Origin of the sequence: Enterococcus phoeniculicola ATCC BAA-412 (assembly GCF_000407505.1) — a bacterium.
Taxonomy (GTDB): domain Bacteria; phylum Bacillota; class Bacilli; order Lactobacillales; family Enterococcaceae; genus Enterococcus_K; species Enterococcus_K phoeniculicola.
On record NZ_ASWE01000001.1, the window covers coordinates 1,325,799 to 1,351,595 of the forward strand.

The window sequence follows — 25,797 nt, forward strand, 5'->3', positions numbered from 1 at the left end:
TTTTTCTCCTTACTTCGTCATTTTATTTAGCTCAAAATGGACAATCCCTAAAAACATTTTGAGTTTATCGCTTGTATTACCATAATTTAGCCCTGTTAGCTTCTCAATTTTTTCTAAACGATATCTCAGGGTATTGATATGAATGAACAGCTCTTCACTTGTTTGCTTTAGTTGTTCATTATTTCTAAAAAAAGTTTGTAGCGTTTCCATTAATTGACGATTATCAATAATCGGCTCTAGATGATTCATCAAATGATTAGCAATCTCTGTGTCAGCTAGTCGATTCATGACATCATAAAATTCGACTGTAGCATAAAGTAGAATAGGGGTTTCTGATCCAATAAATTGATTCATTTTATGAGTAAATGTCGCTTGACGATTTCCTTCGACAATATTATGAATAGGAACCGGATCACTTAATCCAAAATAGAGAATCAATGAATCCTTCTCAACATTTTTTATTAAAAGTGATTGGTCATTTACTTTTTTTAAAGCTGAATATAGATATTCGTCGTCTATTTTGTTTTCAGAAAAGAGAATCACGCTAATTGAATTAATATCATTGACATAAAGATAATCAGTTAATTGGTTGGTTTCAACCATCTGATTTAATTGCTGTATTAACAATAAAAGTAAGTTTTGCATAATCTGCCAATAATTTGAATTTTTAGCAGTCGTTTTTGATGTATGAAACCAGTCAATGTTCGGCCCAGCTTGCAGAACTGTTACTTTTGTATCTTCCGTTACGCCGCTTAGTTGCTTTAAATGTTGTAATGGAGCTGATTGTAGTCGTGTGGTTAATAAGTATTTTGCTAAATTTTCTCGTAAAAAAACAGATTCCCGTTCAACAAACAAAGAATGATTAATTCGATCCATGATAGTCAGATACGTAACATCTACTGGTATGGTAAAAATTGGAAGATTCGCTTCTCTAGCCATTTTCAAAGCGGTTTCAGAAAAACAAAAATTCTCTTCTTGTATTTTTATTGCCAAACCAATCGCATGTAGTTTAATTAAATCTTCTATTAATTGATTATGAACTTGGAAATCATTTGTGACTGTTTCAGAGCTAGTTAATAAAAATTCGCCTCCTTGAAGCCAAAATTTTACTTTTGGAGATTCCATAATTGTAACCGAATCAATAGCACTATTAAAATTGATTGGTCCATTTATCAACTTGATTGGTAATTCTACCCGGTTCATTAATTGCTTTAATGTAATCACGTTTATCACCTCATAAAGAATAATAGAAAAACTTAGGATATTCAAGCATAGATAAATGATGCTCTTTATTGATTACTTCAAAAATATGGATTTATCTCTATAGAAAACTTTTTTATTTCTTCAATATAATACCTATGTTAATAGTAATTTTCATGATGTCAATCAAGATTCTGAAAGAACTTATTTTTTGTATATTCCTACAAAAAAAGAAGATTTTTTTTAGATTCTTCTCCAATAGAAATGAAAAAAACCCTTTGCTATACTGTAAACGTTGATAGCGCTTCAGCAATACCAAGTTTTTATGGAGGAAAAATGACTATGGAATTATCTAATACTTCAAAAACAACAAAAGCTCAGAAAAATATTTTATTTACAGCCATGAGTGGATTAGGGCTTCAAAGTATGAGTACAATGTTGCTTTCTTTTGTCTTGGCTACTATGATTTCAGATTTTGGAATAAATGGAGCAGCAGGCGGATTTATTTCTACAATCACAAATATTGGCATGCTTGTAGGTGGAATCATCTTCGGAACACTGGCTGATCGAAAAGGTCGTGTAAAAATTTTTGTTATCACTGTTGCCATTTTTTCTATAGCTACAGGGGGAATGGCTTTTGCAAATAACATTTACCTTGTTTATCTATTCCGATTTTTAGTTGGAGTCGGTGGCGGTGGTGAATATGGCGTTGTTATGTCTATGGTTGCAGATAGCTTTTCAAGTGAAAAAAGAGGAAGAGTAAACTCATATGTGACTATTTCTGGACAGGTGGGCAGTATTGTAGCCGCACTCGCAGCAGCGCTTATCATCCCAATGTTTGGCTGGCGTGCATTATTTATATTCGGTGCTTTACCAATCTTTTTAGCTATCTATGCGCACTTTAAACTAGAAGAATCTGAAGAATGGCGTAAAGAAGTTTTAGAGACGCAAGTAAAACCTTCTATAAAGGATTTATTCACCGAGGGTAGGGCCTCCGTAACTATTCGATTAACCATTATGGCTATTGCCCAAGTCGCTGGCTACTTTGGATTAATGAACTGGTTACCATCTATTCTACAACAAAAGATTGGTCTGACCGTTTCGGGATCTTCTTACTGGATGATTGCTACAATTGTAGGTATGTCTATTGGAATGCTGTTTTTTGGTCAAATAATGGATAAAGTTGGTGCAAAATTTGCCTATGCTTTATTTTTAATTGCTTCAGCAATCGCTGTTTTTATTTATTCATTTGCTGACTCAGGCATGGCTATTCTACTTGGCGGGGCTGCTGTAGGTTTCTTTTGTAACGGTATGAATGCGGGGTATGGAGCAATTGTAGGAAATCTTTATCCCTCACATATTAGAGCAACTGCGAATAATATCATTTTCAACATTGGTCGTGCTGTTGGCGGATTTTCATCTGTTTTCATTGGTTTCTTTTTAGATAACTACTCGCTAACAATTGCTATGCTATTTTTATCAATTTTATATATTATTTCATTACTTTCTGTATTATCATTAAAAATGAAGAATAACAAAGGAGAATAACGATGAGTATACATTTAAAAGGGCTTAAACCAGGAGATCTTGGAGAAGCAACTATAATTGTTGGCGATCCGGGAAGAGTTGAATTAATTTCCCAAGACTGGACAGATAAAAAGAAATTAGTTGACAGCCGTGAGTTTATTGTCGTATCTGGTTTTTGGAATAATCATTTGGTATCAATTTGTTCTACTGGAATTGGTGTTGGTTCTACAGAAATTGCGGTAATCGAACTAATAGAAAATGGTGCAAAAAAAATTGTCCGCTGTGGCGGATGTGGGGCATGGGTGGATGGTATTGAACCAGGTGATTTAATCATTAATAGTGCTATGGCTAGGACACAAGGTATGCTAGGTGCCTACGTTTCTGATAACTATCCTGCAGTATCCAATCCGCTTTTAACTTCAGCAATTATTAAAAAAGCTGAAAAATCTGGATTTAAAACGCATACTGGCATTGGCTTAACTTCTGAGTCCTACTATTTTGGTCAAGGGAGAGTTCCAGATATTCAAACTTCACTAAATGTGGAAAGGGATTATATGAATTATTGGACAGATAGGAATATTCTGAATTGTGAAATGGAAACAGCTGTATTATTTCTTTTAGGTAGTTTATATAACATACCAGTAGCTAACTGCTTAGTTGTACATGTTAGTAGAAAAAATGAAAAATGGACAAATGATGAAGATTATCGTCGTATCCATAAAGCATCTTCAGAAATTGTTTTGTCTTGTCTTGTAGATGAAACCCTATAAGAAGATTGTTTAATCTATAATCTCTGCGTTTAGAAACCAGGGACAGATTACTTTTGAAGTAATGAGAGCTAATACAGTGGGAGGAATTGACATGTTTAAACGTGTACATTTGATAGTAATGGATTCAGTAGGGATTGGGGAAGCACCTGATGCAGAGAAGTTTGGTGATGTAGGCTCTGATACCCTCGGACATATTGCTGATAAAGCTGGATTGAAAATTCCTCATTTAGAAAATTTAGGTCTAGGAACTATTCGCCCGTTAAAAGGGGTAAAATCAGTCGCAGATCATAAAGGATATGCAACAAAGCTGGAAGAAGTTTCAGTAGGAAAAGATACGATGACGGGGCATTGGGAAATTATGGGCTTAAATATTAAAAAACCATTCCGCGTATTTCCTGACGGCTTCCCAGAAGAATTATTAAAACAAATTTCTGATTTTTCAGGACGTGGAATTGTCTGCAACAAGCCTTATAGTGGAACCGCTGTGATTGATGATTACGGCGAACATCAGATGAAAACAGGGGATTTAATTGTCTACACCTCCGCAGACCCTGTGCTGCAGATTGCGGCACATGAGGACATTATTCCTTTAGATGAGCTCTATCGTATTTGCCAATACGTTCGCGATATCACAAAAGATGAGCCGTATATGATTGGACGCATTATTGCCAGACCGTATGTAGGAGAGCCAGGAAACTTCACTCGTACAAGCAACCGTCATGACTATGCACTTGATCCCTTCGGGCATACCGTTTTAGATTCTTTGAAAGAAGCAGACAAAGACGTGATTGCGGTTGGGAAAATTAATGACATTTTTAATGGTCAAGGGATCACAGAATTTGTCCGCACAAAGAGTAACATGGATGGAGTGGACCAACTATTAGACGTGATGAAAAAAGGGTTTACAGGACTAAGTTTTACCAATTTAGTGGATTTTGATGCTCTCTTTGGTCACCGACGAGATGTTGTGGGCTATGGCAAAGCAATTGAAGAATTTGATGCCCGCATCCCAGAGATAATAGAAGCTATGGGTGAAGAGGATTTATTGATGATTACCGCAGATCATGGAAATGATCCAACGTTCCCGGGAACCGACCATACACGTGAATATGTGCCATTACTTGTTTATAGCAAGAAGATGAAGGGGCAAGGGGCATTAAGCCAAGGATACTATGCAGATATTTCTGCAACAATTGCTGAAAACTTTGAAGTAGCTGCCACTGAAAATGGTACAAGCTTCTTAAAATTATTAAATTAATTAAAAACGACTATCTGGACTGAAAGACACAATCTGCATTTCTCAATGCCTCTTGTATCTTTCAGTCCAAACTTTTTTAATAAGAGAATACTTCCTCAGTCCCAAATAAAATACGGAAACTCTACAATGTAATTACCCAGTTAAATTTCGCATAAACATACATTTCTTGTACAATCCTATTCCTCTCAACAATTCACTAAAGTTTCATAAAAAAAAAAGAAAATTTTTATGGATAAAAGATGCACTTAAAAGAACATCTGCTTCTTTTGTTATAAAAAAAAGAGAAGGCTCTTATTTTTTTCTTTCAAATAAAAAAATCGCAATTAAATGATAATGAAAACGTCACTCATTTTTCAAAAAAAACAAAATAATTTGAAAAATTCGGTTTTTTGACACAATTTCAAAATCATTCAGAATTGTCAGAAGCTTTCGACTGCTATTTTACCGTTATTTTAAATGAGCAATTTTATGTTATTTAATTTTCTTCTGAAAATTAGAAAAATCTCATAATGCTGTAATTTGTGCATTCTTTCGCATGAATAAATAAAAAAAAGAAAAAAAGAGAAATTTACCTGTTGACAAAAAAAACGAAACGTACTATGCTACGGATAAGTTAATAAACAAGCAACGAAAGAAAAGCAGTAAAGAGATAACCTCTATCTTAGAGAGCTAGTGGTGGTGAGAACTAGTATACGTTATTGATTGAATTACATTCTGGAGCTTATGCCTTTAAGGCACGTGTAACGGCGATAATCGTTTGGAGGTATATAGAATTTTTCTATATATAAATTTGGGTGGTACCACGATGAATTTCGTCCCTAAGTCTAACGACTTAGGGACTTTTTTTATTTTCTATCGTGTAAAAATGATCTTGTGTATAAGCCTGATTGATATGTAATCAACAGGTTTTCTATAAAAAAATTATTCGGAGGGTGAGAACATGAACATTATTGATGAGCTAACATGGCGCGATGCAATCAATCAACAAACAAACGAAGAAGGTCTTCGTGAACTAACAGAAAGCACGAGTATTTCTCTCTATTGTGGTGTTGATCCAACAGGAGATAGCATGCACATCGGACACTTAATCCCATTCATGATGATGAAGAGATTTCAATTGGCAGGTCATCACCCATATATCTTAATCGGCGGGGGAACTGGAACAATTGGAGACCCAAGTGGGCGCACAACAGAACGTGTTTTACAAACAATGGAAACTGTTCAGCATAATGTAGACAGTCTTTCAAACCAAATGAAAAAATTATTTGGGAAAGATGCCAACGTAACAATGGTCAACAATTACGAATGGTTATCAAAACTTTCACTTTTAGATTTCTTGAGAGACTTTGGGAAAAACTTTAATGTGAATACAATGCTTGCAAAAGACATCGTTGCAAGTCGTTTAGAAGTGGGTATTTCATTTACAGAGTTTACTTACCAAATTCTGCAATCTATCGACTTTTTACAATTATACAAAGATCACAACGTTCAATTACAAATTGGCGGTGCCGATCAATGGGGAAATATTACTGCTGGACTAGACTTGATTCGTAAGAAAGAAGGACCAGAAGCTAAAGCCTTTGGGTTAACGATTCCATTAATGCTTAAAGCAGATGGAACAAAATTTGGGAAGACTGCGGGCGGTGCCATTTGGTTAGATCCAAATAAAACATCTCCGTTTGAATTCTACCAATTCTGGTTAAATCAAGATGACCGTGATGTTGTAAGATACTTGAAATTCTTTACTTTCTTAGATAAAGAAGAAATTGATGCATTAGCGAAAAAGGTTGAAACTGATCCTGGAAAACGCGAAGCACAACGCCGCTTAGCTGAAGAAGTAACAAAATTTGTTCACAGCGAAGAAGCATTAAAAGAAGCGCAAAAGATTACAGAAGCTCTTTTCTCAGGAAACATCAAAGAACTATCTATTGAGGAAATTGAGCAAGGGTTCGAGCACATGCCTACGGTTGAGGTTTCTAGTGAAACAAAAAACATCGTGGAATGGCTAGTGGATAATAAAATCGAACCATCTAAACGTCAAGCTCGCGAAGATGTGAGCAATGGAGCTATAAGTATTAACGGTGACCGTGTTACCGATTTAGATTTTGCAATCGTGCCGTCACAACATTTCGATGGAAAATTCGTTGTTGTACGCAAAGGGAAGAAAAATTACTTTTTGGCAAAAGTAGTGAATTAAAAGTTACTAATAATCTCATGAAGAGAAGGCGTGTGATTATTTGAACGAAGTTAAAATTCAAATCTCCTTATAGGTGACACGCAAACCGTTAATGCCTAAGAGAAGAGGGAATCTGTCTTTACAGATTTCCTCTTCTTTTTTTCTGACAAGACAGCACCGGTTAAATGAGAAAATGAGAAAAAGATGAGCAAACTTGTTATATATATCACTTTACAGATTGTTTTTTTAGGTGTACCTTTTGGTAGCAAAATCTAAATCAATAAAAAATTTGTAAGGAGGAATTTTTCGTATGAATAACGAAAAAATGTCAAAAGGCGAAATGAACCTTAATGCTCTATTTATTGGGGACAAAGCTGAGAATGGTCAATTATACAAGGATTTGTTAATTGATTTGGTAGATGAACATCTTGGATGGCGCCAAAATTACATGCCACAAGATATGCCAGTCATCTCTTCTCAAGAAAAAACATCTGAAAGCTACAAAAACACTGTGAACCACATGAAGGATGTTTTAAATGAAATTTCTTCTCGTATGCGTACACACTCAGTACCATGGCACACAGCAGGTAGATATTGGGGTCATATGAACTCTGAAACGTTAATGCCTTCTCTATTAGCGTACAATTTTGCCATGTTATGGAACGGAAACAACGTTGCCTATGAATCTTCTCCAGCAACTTCTCAAATGGAAGAAGAAGTAGGTCATGAATTTGCTCACTTAATGAGCTATAAAAATGGATGGGGACATATCGTTGCCGATGGTTCTTTAGCAAACTTAGAAGGACTATGGTATGCCCGCAACATTAAATCACTACCATTTGCAATGAAAGAAGTAAAACCTGAATTAGTAGCTGGTAAATCCGATTGGGAATTACTAAATATGCCAACAAAAGAAATTATGGACTTATTAGAAAGTGCAGAAGATGACATTGATGAAATCAAAGCTCATTCAGCACGTAGTGGAAAACATTTACAAGAAATTGGTAAATGGCTTGTTCCACAAACAAAACATTATTCTTGGTTAAAAGCTGCTGATATCATTGGTATTGGTTTGGATCAAGTAATCCCTGTTCCTGTTGATCACAACTATCGTATGGATATCAACGAATTAGAAAAAATCGTTCGCGGATTAGCTGCTGAAAAAACACCTATTTTAGGCGTTGTCGGCGTAGTTGGTTCAACTGAAGAAGGAGCAATCGATAGTATCGATAAAATTATCGCCCTTAGAGATGTATTGATGAAAGATGGTATTTACTACTATGTACACGTGGATGCAGCTTACGGTGGTTACGGACGTTCAATCTTCTTAGACGAAGACAATAACTTCATCCCTTATGAAAAATTACAAGAAGTACACAATGAATATGGTGTATTTACTGAACAAAAAGAACACATCTCAAGAGATGTTTATAATGCATACAAAGCAATTGAATTAGCAGAATCAGTAACGATTGACCCACATAAAATGGGCTATATTCCTTACTCTGCTGGTGGAATTGTTATTCAAGATATCCGTATGCGCGACGTAATCTCATACTTCGCTACTTACGTGTTTGAAAAAGGAGCAGATATCCCTGCACTACTAGGTGCCTATATTTTAGAAGGTTCAAAAGCTGGTGCAACTGCTGCATCTGTATGGGCTGCTCATCACGTATTACCTTTAAATGTAGCTGGCTACGGAAAATTAATTGGCGCTTCAATTGAAGGCTCTCATAACTTCTATCATTTCTTGAATGACTTATCATTCAAAGTAGGGGACAAAGAAATTGAAGTACACACATTAACTAACCCTGACTTCAACATGGTTGACTACGTATTCAAAGAAAAAGGAAACGATGATTTAGTTGCAATGAACAAATTAAATCACGATGTCTACGATTATGCTTCATATGTGAAAGGCAATATTTACAACAATGAATTCATTACTTCACATACTGACTTTGCCATTCCAGATTATGGCAACAGCCCACTACAATTTGTAAATAACTTAGGATTTAGTGACGCAGAATGGGAACGTGCAGGTAAAGTAACTGTCTTACGTGCCGCTGTAATGACTCCATACATGAATAAAAAAGAAGAATTCGACGTATACGCTCCGAAAATTAAAGCTGCGTTACAAGAAAAATTAGAACAAATTTACAACGTAAGCAAATAATTTTGTCGAAAATGGTAAGGTCGGGACAGTAGTGTTACGCTCCGAAAAGTAAGAAGGAATTCACAAAAATTGCTCCTCAAATTTTGTGAATTTCAGCTTATTTGCAAAGCCTTCAACTCTAGCAAGTTCCATGCGTAGAAGTTGTTGAGAGCGAAACGCAGTGGAGATGAGTTGCTACTGTTTCCAACCTTTAGTAAGAGTTTACGAGGGCGAGATATAACTTAAATAGTTGTCCCACTCTCATATTGGGTAAACGGCATGGTCTTGCCTTTGCTCACAAGTGAACAGCAGGTCCATGCCTCTTTATCTTACATTTGATAAGGAGTGTAAAAATTGGATAAAAAACAAGTAAAAAAAATTGAATTAGGTACTTTTATCGGTTTAACAATGGCGCTGTGTGCCACTGTTCGTAGTATTCCAACCTTGGCTTCTGTTGGCTGGACGTTGATTTCATACACTGTTTTTGCTGTTATTTTTTTCGCTGGTCCAATCGCCCTAATTTCTGGTGAACTATCAACAATGCTACCTCAAGAAGGCGGCCCACAGCTTTGGGTAAAAACAGCCTTGGGAAATAAATGGGGGTTTGTTGTTGCATGGTTGCTATGGGTTCAAATGTTCCCTGGAATGGTTATGGTTGCTTCAACTTTAGGCCCATTGCTAGGAAACACATTTGGAAATGTTGAGCTAGGAAATAACCACTGGTTTGTTTTAGGCTGTATCCTTGTTATTTATTGGATCATCACTATCTTGAACTTAAAATTTGATATGGCAAAAGTTGGTGGGAACATCGGCGTTTGGTTAGGTGTTTATATTCCTGTATTAGTTATGGTTGTCTTGGGAGTTATTTCATTTTTCAAAGTTGGACTTGTTTCTAATGGCTATCTAGGCGCTTTTTCTTGGTCAAAAGTGATTCCTAATTTAGAAAATATGGAATCATTTAAATACTTGGCTGGAATCTCATTTATCTTTGTTGGGATTGAAATGTCTTCTGTTTACATCCCTCGTTTGAAGGATGCAACAAAGAACTATACAAAAGGTGTCTTTATTTCTCTAATCGGTTTAGTGTTATTAAATGTCATTAATGCACTATTTGTAGCCGACGTGATTCCAAACGGAAAAATGGAACTTTCTAACATTACACAGCCAATCTTGATTTACTGCGACATTTTAGGACTACCTTCAATTATCGGAAATATCTTTAGTTTCATGGTATTTTTAGGGGTGCTTCTACAACTTTCCGCATGGGTAACTGGACCATCAAAAACAATCATCCAAGTTGCACGTGACGGATTATTACCTCCAAAATTTGGATTCCATCGCGAAAACCAATACGGAGTTTCTCGTAATGTTGTTCTTACACAAACAATTGTTATCTCTTTATTTGCTTTACTTTATGGTGTGATGGATGACGTGAATGCCGTTTTCTTAACACTTACAAATGCAACAACCATCATTTACAGTATTGTCTACGTCTTAATCGCTGTAGCAATTGTTAAACTACGTAAAGACCAACCAGATACTCTTCGTCCTTATCGAATTGGTAAATCTGGTAATGGGTTAGCTTACTTAGTTTCTGCAATGTTAATTTTTAGTATTATCATTGTCGCATTTGCTACTTTAGGGACAACCTCTGTAATGGATGCTGTACTCGTTGCTTTGATTGCCGTTGCAATGTTTGTTATTCCATTGATTATTTATCATTTTAAAAATGATGAATGGTTAATTGACGTAAAAAAAGACATTGATGAATAGTGTCAGTCAATTTGATAAGTAACTGATTTTGAACTGTTTCTTTTGAAGTTTTAGAAACTGAAGCGAATCACTAATTGCTTCAGTTTCTGTTTTGTGTAAAGGAGGTTTTTATCGTGAAGCCAGTAAAGCCAAAAGTTTCCTTTGCTGAAAGCCTAGGCATTCTGCTCATTCTTTTAGCAATTTTGGGTTTTTTGATTATTGGTCAAAAATTATCCCCACATATTCCAATATTGTTTGTCTTCATGCTGTTGTTGTTTTATGGAAAATGGAAAGGATTTTCTTGGGATGAGATACATGCAGGTATAACAGCCGGCATTACACCAGGAATAGTGCCTATCATTATTTTCTTATTGATAGGGGTTTTGGTAGCTACATGGATTTTGTCTGGAACGATTCCGACAATCATGGTCTATGGGTTTAAAATTATCTCTGTAAAATTCTTTTTGCCAACCGTTTTTGTTGTCTGCAGCTTAGTAGGTGTCACTGTTGGAAGCTCGTTTACTACCATTTCTACAATGGGCATCGCCTTTTTAGGTATTGGACATATTCTAGGCTTTAATAATGCCATGACTGCTGGGGCAGTTGTTTCAGGAGCCTTCTTGGGAAATAACATTTCTCCTCTCTCAGATACAACTAACTTGGCAGCAGGAATTGGTGAAGTCAATTTATTTGAGCATATCATGAATATGATGTGGACTGTCATACCTGCATTTGTTCTATCCATTATTGGCTATATATTCCTTGGACACCAATCAGTTTCAGCTGACTTAAACACGGTAGATGCCATGGTAAACACCCTCCAAAATGGATTTTGGATCTCTCCAGTAACGTTGATTCCAGTGGGTATTTTATTTCTATTCGCCTGGAAAAAAGTCCCTGCGATTCCAACCTTACTCGTTGGCTCTACCGCAGCAACTCTGCTAGCTTTTGTTCATAACCCATCATTAAATTTACAAAAAGTTTCTAGTACTTTAATGAGCGGCTATATCGCCACTACAGGGGATAAAAGTATTGATACACTCTTATCACGTGGCGGAATTGAAAGTATGCTCAGCTCTGCTTCCCTAATTATCTTAGCTTTAGCATTGGGTGGCTTATTGATTAAATTTGAAATCATTGCTACTTTAATTGATAAAATAAGAGATTATGTTGATAATCCAGCGAAACTGGTGGGCTTGACTGCTCTTAGTTCTATTATGGTGAACGTATTAGTTGGGGAGCAATACCTATCAATCATTCTCCCTGGTGAAACCTTTAAATCTTCCTTTGATCGATTAAAGATTGATAAAAAATATCTCACACGAACGATTGCTGATGCAGGTGCCGCAGTGAATTCCATCATTCCATGGGGTGTCAGCGGAACCTTCATCATGGGAACCCTAAAAGTGAGTGCACTTGCTTACTTGCCTTATGCATTTTTCCCATTACTATGTCCTATTATTACGATTATTTTAGGCTTACAATTAAAGCACAAACAAGTGCACCAAAAGTAACTAAATAACCCCCTTAGTTATAAATGATTGGTTGTGTGCCTACAGCTTAAACTGAAGGCTTCGTTAAAGATACGCGACTTTTCTTGATTTATTTTTTCTTTTAAATTAATTGAACGAAACACACTTTCCTATAAATAAAGAATCCCTGCACGAAGTAAGAAAAGTTGAGACTTTCCTTTCAGTGCAGGGATATTTTTATTAGTCTATTTAATAAATAACCATATGTAACATTTACATTATCAGGTAATCAACAGAAAATATCATCCATATTTCTTTATAATAAACGTTTTAAGAGAAACTTCAGAACCTGTGTGAGATTTCTTTACATAACGATATTTATTGTTTTATAATTGAACCATTACTTTAAGGAGATGAATAAGATGGAATGGATAAAATTAATCGGAATTCTGATTATTTTAGTTGGATTTATTTTTAAATTTGACACAATTGCAGTAGTTATTATTGCTGCTTTAGCAACAGCACTCGTTTCGGGAATTTCGATTGCAGACTTCTTCACTATGCTAGGAGAGGCCTTCGTAAATAATCGATTGGTTACTATTTTCTTGCTAACTTTACCAATGATTGGATTGTCCGAACGATTTGGTTTAAGACAACAAGCAGTCATTCTGATTCAAAAAATAAAAGGACTTACACCAGGGAAATTCTTAACACTTTATACAGCAATACGAGAAATCGCTGGATTATTTGGGATTCGAATTTCTGGACATCCTCAATTTGTTCGACCAATCGTAAATCCAATGGCTCAAGCGGCTGCAAAAACAAAATATGGAGAAATTTCTGAAGAGGATGAAGATAAAATCAAGGCGCGAGCAGCTGCAAATGAAAACTACGGAAACTTCTTCGCTCAAAATACCTTTGTAGCAGCTTCAGGTGTACTCTTAATTGCAGGTACTTTAAAAGATCTAAACTATGATGTTTCAACAGGAAGCATTGCACGGATGGCATTGCTGGTAGCTCTCATTGCTTTAGTACTTACAGCCATTTCAAATATGCTGTTTGATCGAAGATTAGCAAAAAAATATGGAAAGAAAGAGGGGGATAAGTAATGGAAAAATTGATTCCCAATATTCTAGAATTCTTTTACATTTTAATTGGTCTGTTTTCCATTATGACCTCTGTTCGTGCATTTAGAGATACAACAAACAAAGCAAGAATCGGAACGGGACTTTTCTGGCTGATTCTTGGCGTCATTTTTGCAGCAGGGAATTTCATGCCTTACATGGTTTCAGGAATTCTTTTAGCCGTTATTGGGGTATTGACACTCTTTAAGCAAGTAAAAATTGGAAAGCTTGCTGAATTAAGTGAGAAAGAAGGAGAGGAGTCAGCAAAACGAATCGGCAGCTGGGTCTTTTTCCCTTCAGTCTTACTTGCAGCCGTTGCGGTTGGAATGTCTTACACGCCACTTGGTGGACAGGTAGGAATTGGGATTGCATCCATCGTTGCATTGATCGTCGCAATGATTATTACACGTGCTACACCAAAAACAGCGTTAGATGATACGGATAGAATGTTTCAATCGGTTGGAACTACAGGAATTTTACCTCAGCTTTTAGCTGCACTGGGTGTGATTTTCAATGCTGCTGGCGTAGGTGATGTAATTTCTGGCGCTATTTCAGGGTTTGTTCCTGAAGGAAATCGTTTAGTGGGTGTCATTGCTTATTGTCTAGGCATGATGATTTTCACAATGGTGATGGGAAATGGGTTTGCTGCGTTCACAGTCATCACAGCTGGAATCGGCGTTCCTTTTGTTATGGCACAAGGAGGCGACCCAGTAGTTGCCGGAACACTGGCTATGACTGCTGGATTTTGTGGTACACTATTAACACCTATGGCGGCGAATTTTAATGCACTTCCTGCTGCATTATTGGAAATGAAAGATACAAATGGTGTGATAAAGGCACAAGCACCTATGGCATTTGTGATGATTGCCATTCATATCGTATTAATGTATTTTTTAGCTTTTTAGATTTACAATAGGTACGGAAAGGATGAGGATAAATGAAAATTTTAGTTACAGGCTTTGATCCATTTGGAGGAGAATCAACCAATCCTGCATTAGAAGCAGTGAAAGGTCTACCTGATGTTATTCACGGCGCAGAAATTATTAAATTAGAAATTCCTACCGTTTTTAACAAATCCGCTGAGGTAACAAAACAAGCGATTTTAGAACATCAACCAGATGTTGTATTGAACATCGGACAAGCAGGTGGACGTTTTACAGTCACACCTGAGCGAGTAGCAATTAACGTAGATGATGCGCGGATTGCAGATAATGAAGAAAACCAACCCATTGATTTACCAATCCATGAGGATGGTGCGCCTGCATACTTTACGCAGTTGCCTGTTAAAGCAATGGTAAAAGCAATCAAAGAGGCTGGATTGCCAGCAGCTTTATCCAACACTGCCGGAACGTTTGTCTGCAATCACATCATGTATCAAGTACAATATATGATTGATAAAGAATTTCCGAAAATGAAAGGCGGCTTCATTCATGTACCATTTATCGCCTCACAAGTAGTCGAAAAACCAGGAAGTCCTTTCATGAGTTTAACAGACATCATCACGTCTCTTGAAAAAGCCATCGAAGCAATTGTTGATTTTGATGGAAAAGAAGATATTAAAACAATTGAAGGAACCACTCATTAATTGACTCTTTTTTAACTCTTCTTGATACTCATGTTGCAAAAGAGTCATCTGTTCGAGATTGAGACAGAAGTGACCAGCTTATTTCTCAGAGCTGAACACTTCTGTCTTGATCTCCTCTTTTTTTGAACCTGTAATGCCTTGATACCAACGAATGCATTTGATTTTGACATCAAACAGAAAGCTCAAAAAAAAACATCCTCTAAGAGAATGTTTTCGCATGAATCGTAAATAGCCCTTTTGACAACAATAAGAAGGAACATCGAAGGCTTTGACTCTAGGTACAACTTCATACAAGTAATCTCGGGATGTTTTTCTTTGCGTGAATTAGTCAAACTCATCCCTCACGCAGGGGGGGGTCTTAACTCAAGATGCTTCCTAATTTAATTCAATTCGTTTGGCTTCTTTTTTATGGTTTTCAGATTTTGGCAAAGTTAATTTTAATACCCCGTTCTTGAATTCACCGGTAATTTTTTCTTCGTCTACATTAGGCAAATAAAATGAACGGTTATAAGACACTAGACTTCTTTCTTTACGAAGATAATTTTTGTCTTCATCTTTTTCTTCTGTGTGCGTTTCATGCTTTGCAGAAATGGTTAACGTATTATCTGCATACTCCACAACCGTATCTTCCTTATCACACCCTGGCATATCCGCTGTTAACTCATACTCATTTTCCAACTCTTTTAAATCAACCTTAGGAGAGGTAGAAACACCTAGGAAGTCATTAAACGTTGGACTAAACACATCACTAAAATCTGGAAACATATCACGAATACTTGGAACATTAGCCATAATAAATCATCCTTTCAAATTAGTTATCGTGTTTCTATAATTCTGTAATAATACTAATCGTAAAAAAATGCAAGCAAAAAGATTTGGGCTAAAAAAATACTATTCACTGGAGACACATTTCCCCTGTTACAGAGAATTAATTCATTTTTTTAATGGAAGAAGGGAAGTATTTTTCATTTATAAGAAAAATTTCTTCTTATTTCATCTCAATTTTCTTCAATTTATCTACTGAAAAATGAATTTTTCATCGCTGCTTCTCTATGAGAAACTAGAAGATGCTGATTGCACCGAGAACAGGCACAGAAGGGAGAAAACAGTCTATGAACAAGTCAGGAATACAGCAATTATTTTTTGTATCCGTATTCAAAAAAATAGTTGCAAAACAAAAAAGATGTGCTATAGTTAGAAAATGAACCGGTTCAATTTTAGTTAATTAGGAGATGAACACTATGAAATTTGTAGACAAACTGTCAGAAAAATTATTACCTGTTGTTTCAAAAATGAATAGCCAGCGCCATTTATTAGCCATCAGAGATAGCTTTATTTTCACAATGCCTCTAGTTATGGCTGCATCCGTAATGGTCTTATTAAATGCACTTATTTTTTCAAATGCGACCGTCCAAAAAGTGATTGATCTTAGTTTCTTATCTGATTTAGCAATGATTGTAAATAATGGAACGATGAGCATCTTAGCAATCGTTGTCTGTTACAATATCGGCTGGAATCTTGCGAATCATTATGTCCGCTCAGGTCAAATTAACGATCCCGCTTTTAATGCTGTCCATGCCGGAATTTTAAGTATTGCAGTCATGTTTATTCTTATGCCACTGAAAAGTGTCGTGACACTTGCTGATGGAAGTACGGCTGAAACGACAGGGGTCTTTTTACAAAGCTTAACTTCCTCCTCTGGACTTGCTACTGCAATGTTTGCTTCCTTACTTGGAACAGAATTATTTATTCGATTAGCAAAATTTAAAAAATTGAAAATTAAAATGCCTGACGGTGTACCACCAGCAGTTGCCACTTCTTTTAATTCACTAGTACCTGAAACGCTAGTCATTCTTACTTTTGCAATTTTTGTCTTTGTTTTAGACAAAACAACGGGTTTGAATTTCCCAGGCCTGATCGATTTAGTCATTCAAACACCTTTAAAATCATTTGTTTTATCTGTACCAGGAATTTTATTTCTTCAATTTTTCTCAGATTTTCTTTGGGTATTTGGGATGCACGGATCAAGTATCCTTGCGCCAATTCGTCAAGCGCCTTTATTACAATCAATTCAAGAAAACATGGACGCTTTTTCAGCTGGAAAAGAAATTCCAAATATCATCACAGAGCCTTTCACAAATGCGTTTGGTTTAATTGGTGGTGGAGGATGTATCTTGCCGTTAGTCATTGCCATTTTATGGGCATCAAAACGAAAAGAACAACGTCAAATTGCAAAATTTGGCTTAACCACTTCTTTATTTAATATCACAGAACCAATCATGTTTGGTCTTCCTGTAGTGATGAACCCAATTTTCATGATTCCATGTGCGATTATTCCATCGATTAACTTGATCATCGCTTATTTTGCAACAAGTACGGGATTAATTGGAAAAACGGTAGCCGCAGCTCCTTGGATTACACCTCCAGTTATCCAATCTTTTATCGCAACAGGTGGAGATATTATGGCGACAATTTTAACCGTCCTATTAATTATTTTGGATGTTTTCTTATTCTTACCATTCGTTCTAGCATCAAATAAAGCAACAGATGAAGGAGTGAGCGATTTTGCCTAAGTATCCTTATCAAAATCCTGAACTGCCTATTAGAAAACGGGTAGATGACTTACTAAGCAGAATGAATTTAACGGAAAAAGTTGGACAAGTAAATCAGCATTTATACGGCTGGGAATGTTATAAAAAAGAGGACGGTGAGCTATTATTAACCGATACCTTTAAAGAACATGTAGCATGGGGGGGCGGAATTGGTGCTTTATATGGGCTGTTTCGCTCAGATCCATGGTCCAAAGTCGATTATTCAAATGGAACGACGGCAAAAGAGAGCTGGAAAGTAACCAACAAGATACAAGAATATGTTATTAGTCATTCTCGTTGGGGTATTCCAGCCCTAATCGCAGAAGAATGTCCCCATGGTCATCAAGGATTAGATAGCATTTCTTACCCAACAAATATAGGTCGCGGGAATACCTTTAATACCGAACTGATTCAAAAAACAAGTGAATTAATGGCACAAGAGCTTGCTGCAAAGGGTGTTCACTTAGCCTTGGTTTCTACCTTAGATTTAATGAAGGACCCTCGTTGGGGACGAGCAGAAGAATGCTTTGGTGAAGATCCGATTGTCAGCGCCAAAATGACTGAAGCAATCGTTGCTGGCTTTCAAGGGGCGTTAATTGATGATGAATCTAACTTCCTTGATAAATCCGTTTTAGAGCTCAATAAATCCTCGAAACAAATTGGTGTTATCTTAAAACATTGTATTGCTCAAGGAGAAGCGCAAGGAGGGCATAATTCTGGCACTGTTCCTATTGGTCAGCGAGAATTTGCGGATGTCTATACGCCTTTATTAAACAGCGCACGAAATGCTGTGGGGGTCATGGCTGCCTATAATGATATTGATGGAGTTCCTTGCCATTCCAATCGGACACTTTTTGAAGAACAATTGCGAAATGAACAAGGTTTTCAAGGGATTGTTATGGCGGACGGTATTGCTTTAGACCGTCTACAGGATGTGTATGAACAACAAACCGAAGCTGCAGCTAACGCACTTGCAGCCGGCGTAGACTTAAGTTTATGGGACGAAACCTATACGAAGATTGAAGAGGGAATAAACGCAGGTATTATTGATGAAAAAGACTTAGACCGCTCTGTTAGAAGGGTTCTAGCCATCAAATTTTTATTAGGATTGTTTGAACAGCCCTATGTAGAAGATCCTAGCAAACAATGGGAAGCTCTATTCGCTGAGTCAGAGACGTTAAATGAAGAAACGGCAAAAGAAAGTCTAACCCTTCTTAAAAATAATGGTGTGCTTCCCCTTCAAACACAAAGCAAAAAAATAGCCGTCATTGGACCTAATGCAAATAATATTTATCATTTGCTAGGGGATTATTCTGCACCACAATCTGAAGAACAACAGAAAAAAACAATTTACCGAGAAATTCGTAAACAGTTTTCAACAGCAACTGTTTCTTATGCAGAGGGCTGTGAAGTTCGTAATGAAGAAGGCCAAGAAGAAAAAATAAACGAAGCTATTGCACTTGCAAAAGATTCTGATGTGCTCGTTGTGGTTTTAGGTGGCTCTAGTGCAAGAAATTTCGATATGGAATTTTTACGAAACGGTGCTGTTACTTCAAAAGGAATCAATATGGATTCAGGAGAAAATGTTGATGTCGCTTCATTAACATTAGGTGGAAAGCAAGAAGAATTGTTAGCCAAGCTTGCTCAATTAGGAAAGCCACTTGTCACAGTTCTCGTTCAAGGTCGTCCCCATGACTTAACAACGGTTGAAACCTTATCTGACGCAGTGTTACTTGCATGGTTCCCGGGTCAAGAAGGTGGCAGTGCGCTCGCCAAAACACTTGCAGGAGAAAATAATCCAAGTGGACGATTAAGTATAAGCTACCCTAGAAATAGTCAACAGCTTCCTGTCTACTACTATCAAAGAGATGCATCAAAACAAGAGGACTACTATGATTTAAGTGGTCGTCCACTACACGAATTTGGAGAAGGATTAAGCTACACAACCTTTAGTTATGACAACCTTCGAGTAAAAATGAATATTGACAATCTCGAAGTATCCGTTAAAGTTAAGAATACAGGAAGTGCTGCTGGAAAAGTAAGCTCACTTGTGTTTGTTAAACTTTACGGAGGCGCCGTCATTCAACGGAAAAAATTCTTAAAGGATTTTCGTAAAGATTTCCTTGAACCAAATGAAGAAGTAGAGCTTACATTCACATTAAAGCCAAACGATTTCCGTTACATGGACGTGGATAATCAATGGCACTTCGCGAAAAAAGCGAAAATCATGATTGGAGATTTATCTTGCGATATCCAATGTGATTGGTAGGAGTGTAGAACTATGGCATCGATAAGAGATGTTGCAAAGCTTGCAGGTGTTTCTTTAGGAAGTGTTTCAAGATACTTAAATGGACAGCAACTAAAACAGGCAAATATGGAAAAAATTGCTCAGGCTATTCAAGAGCTGGATTATAAAGAAAATATCATCGCAAAAGGCTTAAAAAATAATCGAAGCTTTTCTATTGGATTATTGATGAACAGTATCTCCAGCCGATTTGGTTCTGAAGTTGTTTCTGGAATTGAAAAAGTCGCTGAAGAAAATGGGTATAGCCTTTTACTGAGCGGATTTTCCTCAGGAACCCAAAAAGTAGATGAAAAAATTGATTATTTAATGAAACACTCAGTTGATGGGCTGATTGTCTTTTTATCCGGAGAAGAGTGGATTGACTTAACAAAGCTTGAAAAAATTCAAGTTCCGATTGTCTCGTTGAACTATCCGGGAACACAGCAGCATGCTGACGCCATCTTGATTAATGATCGTCAAAGTGTTCGAGAAGTGATTAGTCACTATATTCAAATAGGTCATAAAAAAATCGGCTACATTTCTGCACCTCAAGAAGACTACACAGCAAAGGAACGATTACTCGGTGCAAAAGAAGCCATAGAATCAACGACTCAGTCGGTCATTTTGGAAACTTATGAAGGAGACTATACGAGAAAAAGCGGCTACTTAGGAACCAAGCAACTCGTAGAGCAAGGGGTCACTGCTCTATTTGTAAGCAACTATAATATGGCAATTGGTGCACTGGAATGCTTTAATCAAAAAGGTCTCATCATTGGACAAGATATTGCCTTTGGTCATTATGACTACTTGGCACAAGGAGAACAAAGTATTCTTCCACAAATTACCATCAATCCGCCAACGGAAAAAATAGGAGAGACCGCTGCAGCTATTATGCTGGAACGTATTAAACAACCCAGTATGCATGAAAAAAAGGTTATCCTAATGAACAATGAAGTACTGGGAATGGTGCACGAATAACCCAAATAAGGAAGAAGCGCAAGATTTGGTTTTAAGAACCAAGTAGAAGACTGTATATCATCAGAAAGCATCGTGATTTCTACTCGATACTTGTTAAATTTTGGGAATACACTTCTAGTTCCATGTGTAGAAGTTGTCGAGCGACAAATGAAGGAGTGTTGTGTCACGTTTGTTTCCAACCTTTCTTAAAATTTTAGGAGATCTGAACTTAACGATAATCGTTAAGTTCAGGCTCTTTTTTTCGCTGTAAACCAAAATTGTCTCTGACCAACAGAGTGATTCATCGTTTTGTCTCCTTTTTACATATTTATAAAATCTTAACTTCTATTAAGTTACGTTAAAACTTCTGGTTATCAGTCGAAGATAGTACGAATTCGTACTAAACTGAAGAGGAAATGAATTCTTTCCTGTTATTTATCAAAGGAGTGGAGAGCAGATGAAAGAGTATCAAAATTCCGTTAGGCGAATTGCACTTGCTGTAAATAAAATTGATGGAATCTACTATCAAGCTGCCAAAAAAAGCGGCATAAAGGAAAATGTTTTGACCTTACTTTATGCGCTTTCTGATCATGTTCCGCGTTCTCAAAAACAAGTAAGCAAGGAATGGCTGATTCCTAAAACAACGATAAATACGATTGTTAAAGAATGTATCGAAGCCGGCTATGTCTTATTTTTAGAACAAACAACCAACAAGGAAAAAATGCTGATTATCACCGAAAAAGGAGTGGCGCAGTTTAAGCAGAGCATGCATGCTCTCACACAGGCAGAAGCATATGCGTTATCACAAACAGAAAAAAGAAATGCTACCGATTTTATTTCTGGTATCGAGACCTATGCAAATTATTTGGAAATTGGCTTAATGAAGGAGTGAAGACATTGGAAAAATTTATGAGGAGAGTCAAACAGACAAATGAAGAGTCGAAACAACGAATTTCTATGAATGAGGTGCCCCGTTTTCTTCCAGATTACAAAACAGGCTTAACTAAAAAACAAGTAGAGCAACGTCAAGAGGAAGGGCTCACAAACTTAGCAGTTGATACCTCCTTTAAGTCCGTAAAACAAATCATTTTTGAGAATACGTTTACCTACTTTAACTTAATTTTTCTCATCTTAGGTTTACTCCTTTGTCTTGTCCAATCGTATAAAAATCTAACCTTTCTTCCTATTGTCATTGCAAATACCGTTATTGGTATTGTACAGGAAATTCGTTCAAAAAAAGTCTTAGATGAGCTAAATGTCCTAAATGTCACTCATGCAGCGGTTGTTCGAGACGGGCAGGAGGAGTTAGTCAACACAGAAGATTTGGTATTAGATGACATTGTCATTTTTAAATCAGGCGATCAAATTAGCGCTGATGCAGTTGTCGTTGAAGGAGAAGTCCAGGTAAATGAATCTCTTTTAACGGGAGAATCTAATGAGATTGCAAAAACTTCAGATAGTCCATTGATGTCTGGCAGCTTCGTCGTTTCTGGTCAATGTCATGCCCGTTTAGAAAAAGTAGGCGCTGATTCTTACATTTCCAAATTAACACTTGAAGCCAAATCTATGGGAAAAGAAGAACAATCAGAAATGGTTCAATCCTTAAACAAATTAGTCAAATGGATAGGGATTCTTATCATCCCGATAGGACTTGCGTTGTTCTCTCAAAGTTTTTTCTTGAATGGCAATTCATTTGCAGAAAGTGTGGTTTCAATGGAAGCCGCCCTTATTGGGATGATTCCTGAAGGGCTTTATCTTTTAACCACTGTGGCGCTTGCGTTAAGTGCCGTTCGTTTGGCAAAGCAAAAAGTTCTTTTACACAATATGAAAAGTATCGAAACCCTTGCACGAGTGAACGTCCTTTGTGTTGATAAAACAGGTACTATTACCGAAAACACGATGGCCGTTCAAAAACTGATAGATGTCACGCAGAACCAGCCACTTTCTCCACAATCAGAAAGTGCAAAATTAATTAGTGATTTTTGCCAAAACATGTCCTCTGACAACGCAACAATGAATGCTCTGCAAGCATATTTTACAAAAGGAGAACAACGAAAAGCCATTAGCTTCACACCATTTTCTTCTGTAGAAAAATTTAGTAGTGTAACTTTTGAAGAAGGTACGTATATCTTAGGGGCACCTGAGATGGTTTTACGAGAAGATTTTGGCCAATTTTCAGAAGGAATTCAAGCCTATGCAGAAAAAGGCTATCGTGTACTTGTATTTGGACAATACGAGGGAGTTCTTACAGATAAAGTATTGATTGAAAAAGTGCGCCCTATTAGTTATATTCTGCTTTCAAATCCGATTCGAAAAGAAGCCTATGATACCTTCCGCTACTTTGCAGAGCAAGAGGTAGAAATAAAAGTTATCTCCGGTGACAATCCGTTAACTGTTTCAACAGTTGCACAAGAAGCTGGTGTAGCAGGCAGTGAAAACTACGTCGATGCAGCTACACTTATTGACAGAGAAATGGCACTTGAAGCATTGAAGACAAAAACAGTTTTTGGCCGAGTTACACCTGAACAAAAGAAATTATTTGTTGAGCTGCTGAAAGAGGCTGGAAATACCGTAGCCATGACAGGAGATGGAGTGAATGACATTTTAGCGATGAAGGAAGCTGATTGTAGCATTGCTATGGCCTCAGGAAATGAAGCCACAGTTCACGCTTCCCAAGTAGTCTTGCTGGAATCTGATTTTTCAAAAATGCCTTCCGTAGTTCTTGAAGGAAGACAAGTAGTCAATAATATTGAACGTTCCTCCAGCTTGTTCTTAGTGAAAAATATTTTCTCGTTTCTCATGTCACTCTTTGCCGTCATTTTTTCAATTACGTATCCATTACAGCCGTCTCAAATTACACTTATTAGCTTATTTACCATTGGGATTCCTTCATTTTTCTTAGCCCTAGAACCAAACAAGAAGCGAATTGAAGGAAGATTCCTACCAAATGTACTAAGTAAAGCCTTCCCTGGTGGATTTACAGATATGCTGGTTGTTGCAGCCTTGGTAGTCTGCGGAACGATTTTACAGCTGTCAAAAACAGATATTTCGACTACCGCTACTTTACTTTTAATTGTTGTCGGATTTATGGTTCTCTATAAAATTAGTCAACCTTTGAATCAATTTCGAAGAAAACTAATCGCTGGCTGTATGTTCGGGATGGTCTTTGCCAGTCTTTCCTTTAGTGGGCTATTCTCATTAAGTGGAATTTCACCAACCTCCTTGCTACTACTTGCTATGCTTTTCTTTACAGCAGAATCTATTTTCCGCTTACTAACTGAGCTAACTGAGAAGACTGGACTATTTATCCAAGAAAAAACGTATAAAACGTTAAGTTGGGAAAAAGTGAAAGCCCACTATTCAAGACTATTCTTTGATGAAAAAGAATAGCTGGTAACATCAATAAAGGGGATTACTCCAAAAATTTAATTAGGTGCTGTTCATCATCAAAAGCCACGCTTTGGGATGAACAGCACCTGTTTTATTTTCAGAGCTAGACTATGTTTTACTCTCAGCAACTGCTACACATGGGACTAGTGTTGAAGGAGGTACTTCTGCTATCAACCTTTATTATGATTTTACGGAGGTAGGTGACACCTTAGATAGTTCTGTCTCGCCCTCTATTTACAGCTACATTCATCAAAAAACAAAAAAATTAAAAAAAGATAATAATTAGATGAGAAAACAAGACAAAATTGTCACTATTTTGAGTAAGTCACAAAAAGATTATACTATTTAAAAATTGAATTGTGGAATAATTTCTTTTTTTAAAACTAGGTTATTTAGCACCTAGAAAAAAAAGGCTATACATTTTCACAATGATTGTGTAAAAAGACACAAACTAACTTATTTTCTACTTTTCAAACAATTCTAATAATAATGAAAGCGCTACAAAAACATAGTTGCCTTCATTCTCAAAAAACTATAGAATGTAACCAACAAATAATCAAAAGTTATTTGAAACTTCACAATTAAAGGAGGATGAATGATGCAACACATGAAAAAATTTTTCGTAACTGGTAGTCTTTTATTGATTTTATTATTGGTTTTTACAGGATGCTCACAAGGTAACAATGCGGAGAACAAGAAGGTTGGGTATGCAATTAACAATTTAAATGATACCTTCCAAACCTACATTTTAGATGCAGCAAAAAAAGAAGCGAAGGACAAGGGGTACGAATTGCGTGTTGAAAATGCAAAAGAAGACTTGATTTCTCAACAAGATCAGGTAAATACACTGATTCAAAATGGCGTCAGTGCACTAGTCGTTGTACCAGTGGATACAAGTGCCATGAATCCTATCACAAAGGCAGCTCAAGAGGCTGATATTCCTCTTGTATATGTAAATAGGAATCCTTATGCGGGAAAAGAGGACAGTATGCCAGATGGGGTGTATTACGTTGGTTCAGAAGAAATTACTGCCGGAATTATGCAAATGGACTTCTTGGGTGAAAAGATGAAAGGAAAAGGGGGCATTGCCATTGCCATGGGAATTCTTGGAAATGAGGGAACGGTAAAAAGGACAGAAGGAGTCATAAATACAGCAGAAGAAAAATATCCGGATATTAAAGTTTTAGCAAAAGAAACCGGTGAATGGCAAAGGGATAAAGCATTAAGTATTGCTGAAAATTGGATTTCCACTTACGGTGATGATTTGAACGCTATTCTAGCAAATAACGATGAGATGGCACTGGGAGCCGTTCAAGCAGCAAAAAATACAGGGAGAAGTGACCTGCTGATTGCTGGTGTGGACGCTATTCCAGATGCTATTGAAGCAATTGAAAACGATGAGTTAGCTGCCACTGTCTTTCAAGATGGTGTGGGCCAAGGAAAAGGAGCCATTGAAATTATTACAGCACTAAAGGATGAAAAATCTCCTGGTGAATCTGTAAAATATGTTCCATTCCAACTAGTAACAAAAGAAAATGTAAGCGATTTTAAATAAG

Annotated in this window: 18 protein-coding genes and 1 other annotated feature; of the genes, 16 read left to right on the forward strand and 2 right to left on the reverse strand. The window is 36.7% G+C overall.

The window, feature by feature from the left end; translation table 11 throughout:
- Window positions 1-9 precede the first annotated feature (9 nt).
- Entirely contained in the window at window positions 10-1,224 is a 1,215-nt protein-coding gene (locus tag I589_RS06195) for a PucR family transcriptional regulator (protein WP_010768966.1), read from the reverse strand.
- 318 nt (window positions 1,225-1,542) lie between these two features.
- Between I589_RS06195 and I589_RS06200 the strand changes: the two genes are divergently transcribed.
- The 10 genes from I589_RS06200 to pcp all read left to right on the forward strand — a co-directional run bounded on the left by I589_RS06200 (window position 1,543) and on the right by pcp (window position 15,019).
- Window positions 1,543-2,748 carry an MFS transporter gene (locus I589_RS06200; RefSeq protein WP_010768965.1) on the forward strand — a complete coding sequence of 402 codons (1,206 nt, stop codon included), beginning with the start codon at window positions 1,543-1,545 and terminating at the stop codon, window positions 2,746-2,748.
- A gap of 2 nt (window positions 2,749-2,750) precedes the next feature.
- Window positions 2,751-3,497: a nucleoside phosphorylase gene (locus I589_RS06205; protein WP_010768964.1), complete on the forward strand. Its 747-nt coding sequence runs from the start codon at window positions 2,751-2,753 to the stop codon at window positions 3,495-3,497.
- A 91-nt stretch (window positions 3,498-3,588) separates the two neighbouring features.
- Entirely contained in the window at window positions 3,589-4,755 is a 1,167-nt protein-coding gene (gene deoB / locus I589_RS06210) for a phosphopentomutase (RefSeq protein ID WP_010768963.1), read from the forward strand.
- 618 nt (window positions 4,756-5,373) lie between these two features.
- Window positions 5,374-5,578: a binding site (T-box leader), on the forward strand.
- 117 nt (window positions 5,579-5,695) lie between these two features.
- The gene (gene tyrS / locus I589_RS06215) at window positions 5,696-6,952 is read left to right on the forward strand and encodes a tyrosine--tRNA ligase (protein ID WP_010768962.1); all 1,257 of its coding nucleotides are present in this window, start codon (window positions 5,696-5,698) and stop codon (window positions 6,950-6,952) included.
- Window positions 6,953-7,241: 289 nt separating this feature from the next.
- Window positions 7,242-9,107, forward strand: coding sequence for a tyrosine decarboxylase (tdc, locus tag I589_RS06220; protein ID WP_010768961.1), 1,866 nt, complete (start codon window positions 7,242-7,244; stop codon window positions 9,105-9,107).
- A gap of 333 nt (window positions 9,108-9,440) precedes the next feature.
- Window positions 9,441-10,859 (forward strand): tyrosine-tyramine antiporter, encoded by a 1,419-nt coding sequence (tyrP, locus tag I589_RS06225; protein WP_010768960.1) that lies wholly within the window; start codon window positions 9,441-9,443, stop codon window positions 10,857-10,859.
- Window positions 10,860-10,972: 113 nt separating this feature from the next.
- Window positions 10,973-12,352 (forward strand): Na+/H+ antiporter NhaC, encoded by a 1,380-nt coding sequence (nhaC, locus tag I589_RS06230; RefSeq protein ID WP_010768959.1) that lies wholly within the window; start codon window positions 10,973-10,975, stop codon window positions 12,350-12,352.
- A gap of 380 nt (window positions 12,353-12,732) precedes the next feature.
- A complete protein-coding gene (locus tag I589_RS06235) occupies window positions 12,733-13,419 on the forward strand; it encodes a DUF969 domain-containing protein (RefSeq protein ID WP_010768958.1) in 687 nt (228 codons plus the stop codon).
- Window positions 13,419-14,339 carry a DUF979 domain-containing protein gene (locus I589_RS06240; protein WP_010768957.1) on the forward strand — a complete coding sequence of 307 codons (921 nt, stop codon included), beginning with the start codon at window positions 13,419-13,421 and terminating at the stop codon, window positions 14,337-14,339. Before I589_RS06235 ends, I589_RS06240 begins: the two co-directional genes overlap by 1 nt.
- A 32-nt stretch (window positions 14,340-14,371) precedes the next feature.
- The gene (gene pcp / locus I589_RS06245; RefSeq protein WP_010768956.1) at window positions 14,372-15,019 is read left to right on the forward strand and encodes a pyroglutamyl-peptidase I; all 648 of its coding nucleotides are present in this window, start codon (window positions 14,372-14,374) and stop codon (window positions 15,017-15,019) included.
- A gap of 375 nt (window positions 15,020-15,394) precedes the next feature.
- Here pcp and I589_RS06250 read toward each other — a convergent pair whose 3' ends face one another.
- A complete protein-coding gene (locus tag I589_RS06250; protein ID WP_010768955.1) occupies window positions 15,395-15,811 on the reverse strand; it encodes an Hsp20/alpha crystallin family protein in 417 nt (138 codons plus the stop codon).
- A gap of 449 nt (window positions 15,812-16,260) precedes the next feature.
- Between I589_RS06250 and I589_RS06255 the strand changes: the two genes are divergently transcribed.
- From I589_RS06255 to I589_RS06280, 6 genes are all read left to right on the forward strand, one after another.
- A complete protein-coding gene (locus I589_RS06255; protein ID WP_010768954.1) occupies window positions 16,261-17,592 on the forward strand; it encodes a PTS sugar transporter subunit IIC in 1,332 nt (443 codons plus the stop codon).
- Complete coding sequence (locus tag I589_RS06260; RefSeq protein WP_010768953.1) at window positions 17,585-19,879, forward strand: glycoside hydrolase family 3 N-terminal domain-containing protein; 2,295 nt, start codon at window positions 17,585-17,587, stop codon at window positions 19,877-19,879. The genes I589_RS06255 and I589_RS06260 overlap by 8 nt, the downstream gene beginning before the upstream one ends.
- A 12-nt stretch (window positions 19,880-19,891) precedes the next feature.
- Window positions 19,892-20,872: a LacI family DNA-binding transcriptional regulator gene (locus tag I589_RS06265; RefSeq protein ID WP_010768952.1), complete on the forward strand. Its 981-nt coding sequence runs from the start codon at window positions 19,892-19,894 to the stop codon at window positions 20,870-20,872.
- A gap of 436 nt (window positions 20,873-21,308) precedes the next feature.
- Window positions 21,309-21,743 carry a MarR family transcriptional regulator gene (locus I589_RS06270; RefSeq protein WP_010768951.1) on the forward strand — a complete coding sequence of 145 codons (435 nt, stop codon included), beginning with the start codon at window positions 21,309-21,311 and terminating at the stop codon, window positions 21,741-21,743.
- A 17-nt stretch (window positions 21,744-21,760) separates the two neighbouring features.
- On the forward strand, window positions 21,761-24,241 hold the full coding sequence (locus I589_RS06275; RefSeq protein ID WP_034684749.1) for an HAD-IC family P-type ATPase: 2,481 nt from the start codon (window positions 21,761-21,763) through the stop codon (window positions 24,239-24,241).
- A 598-nt stretch (window positions 24,242-24,839) separates the two neighbouring features.
- The gene (locus tag I589_RS06280; protein WP_010768949.1) at window positions 24,840-25,796 is read left to right on the forward strand and encodes a substrate-binding domain-containing protein; all 957 of its coding nucleotides are present in this window, start codon (window positions 24,840-24,842) and stop codon (window positions 25,794-25,796) included.
- Window position 25,797: the final 1 nt, after the last annotated feature.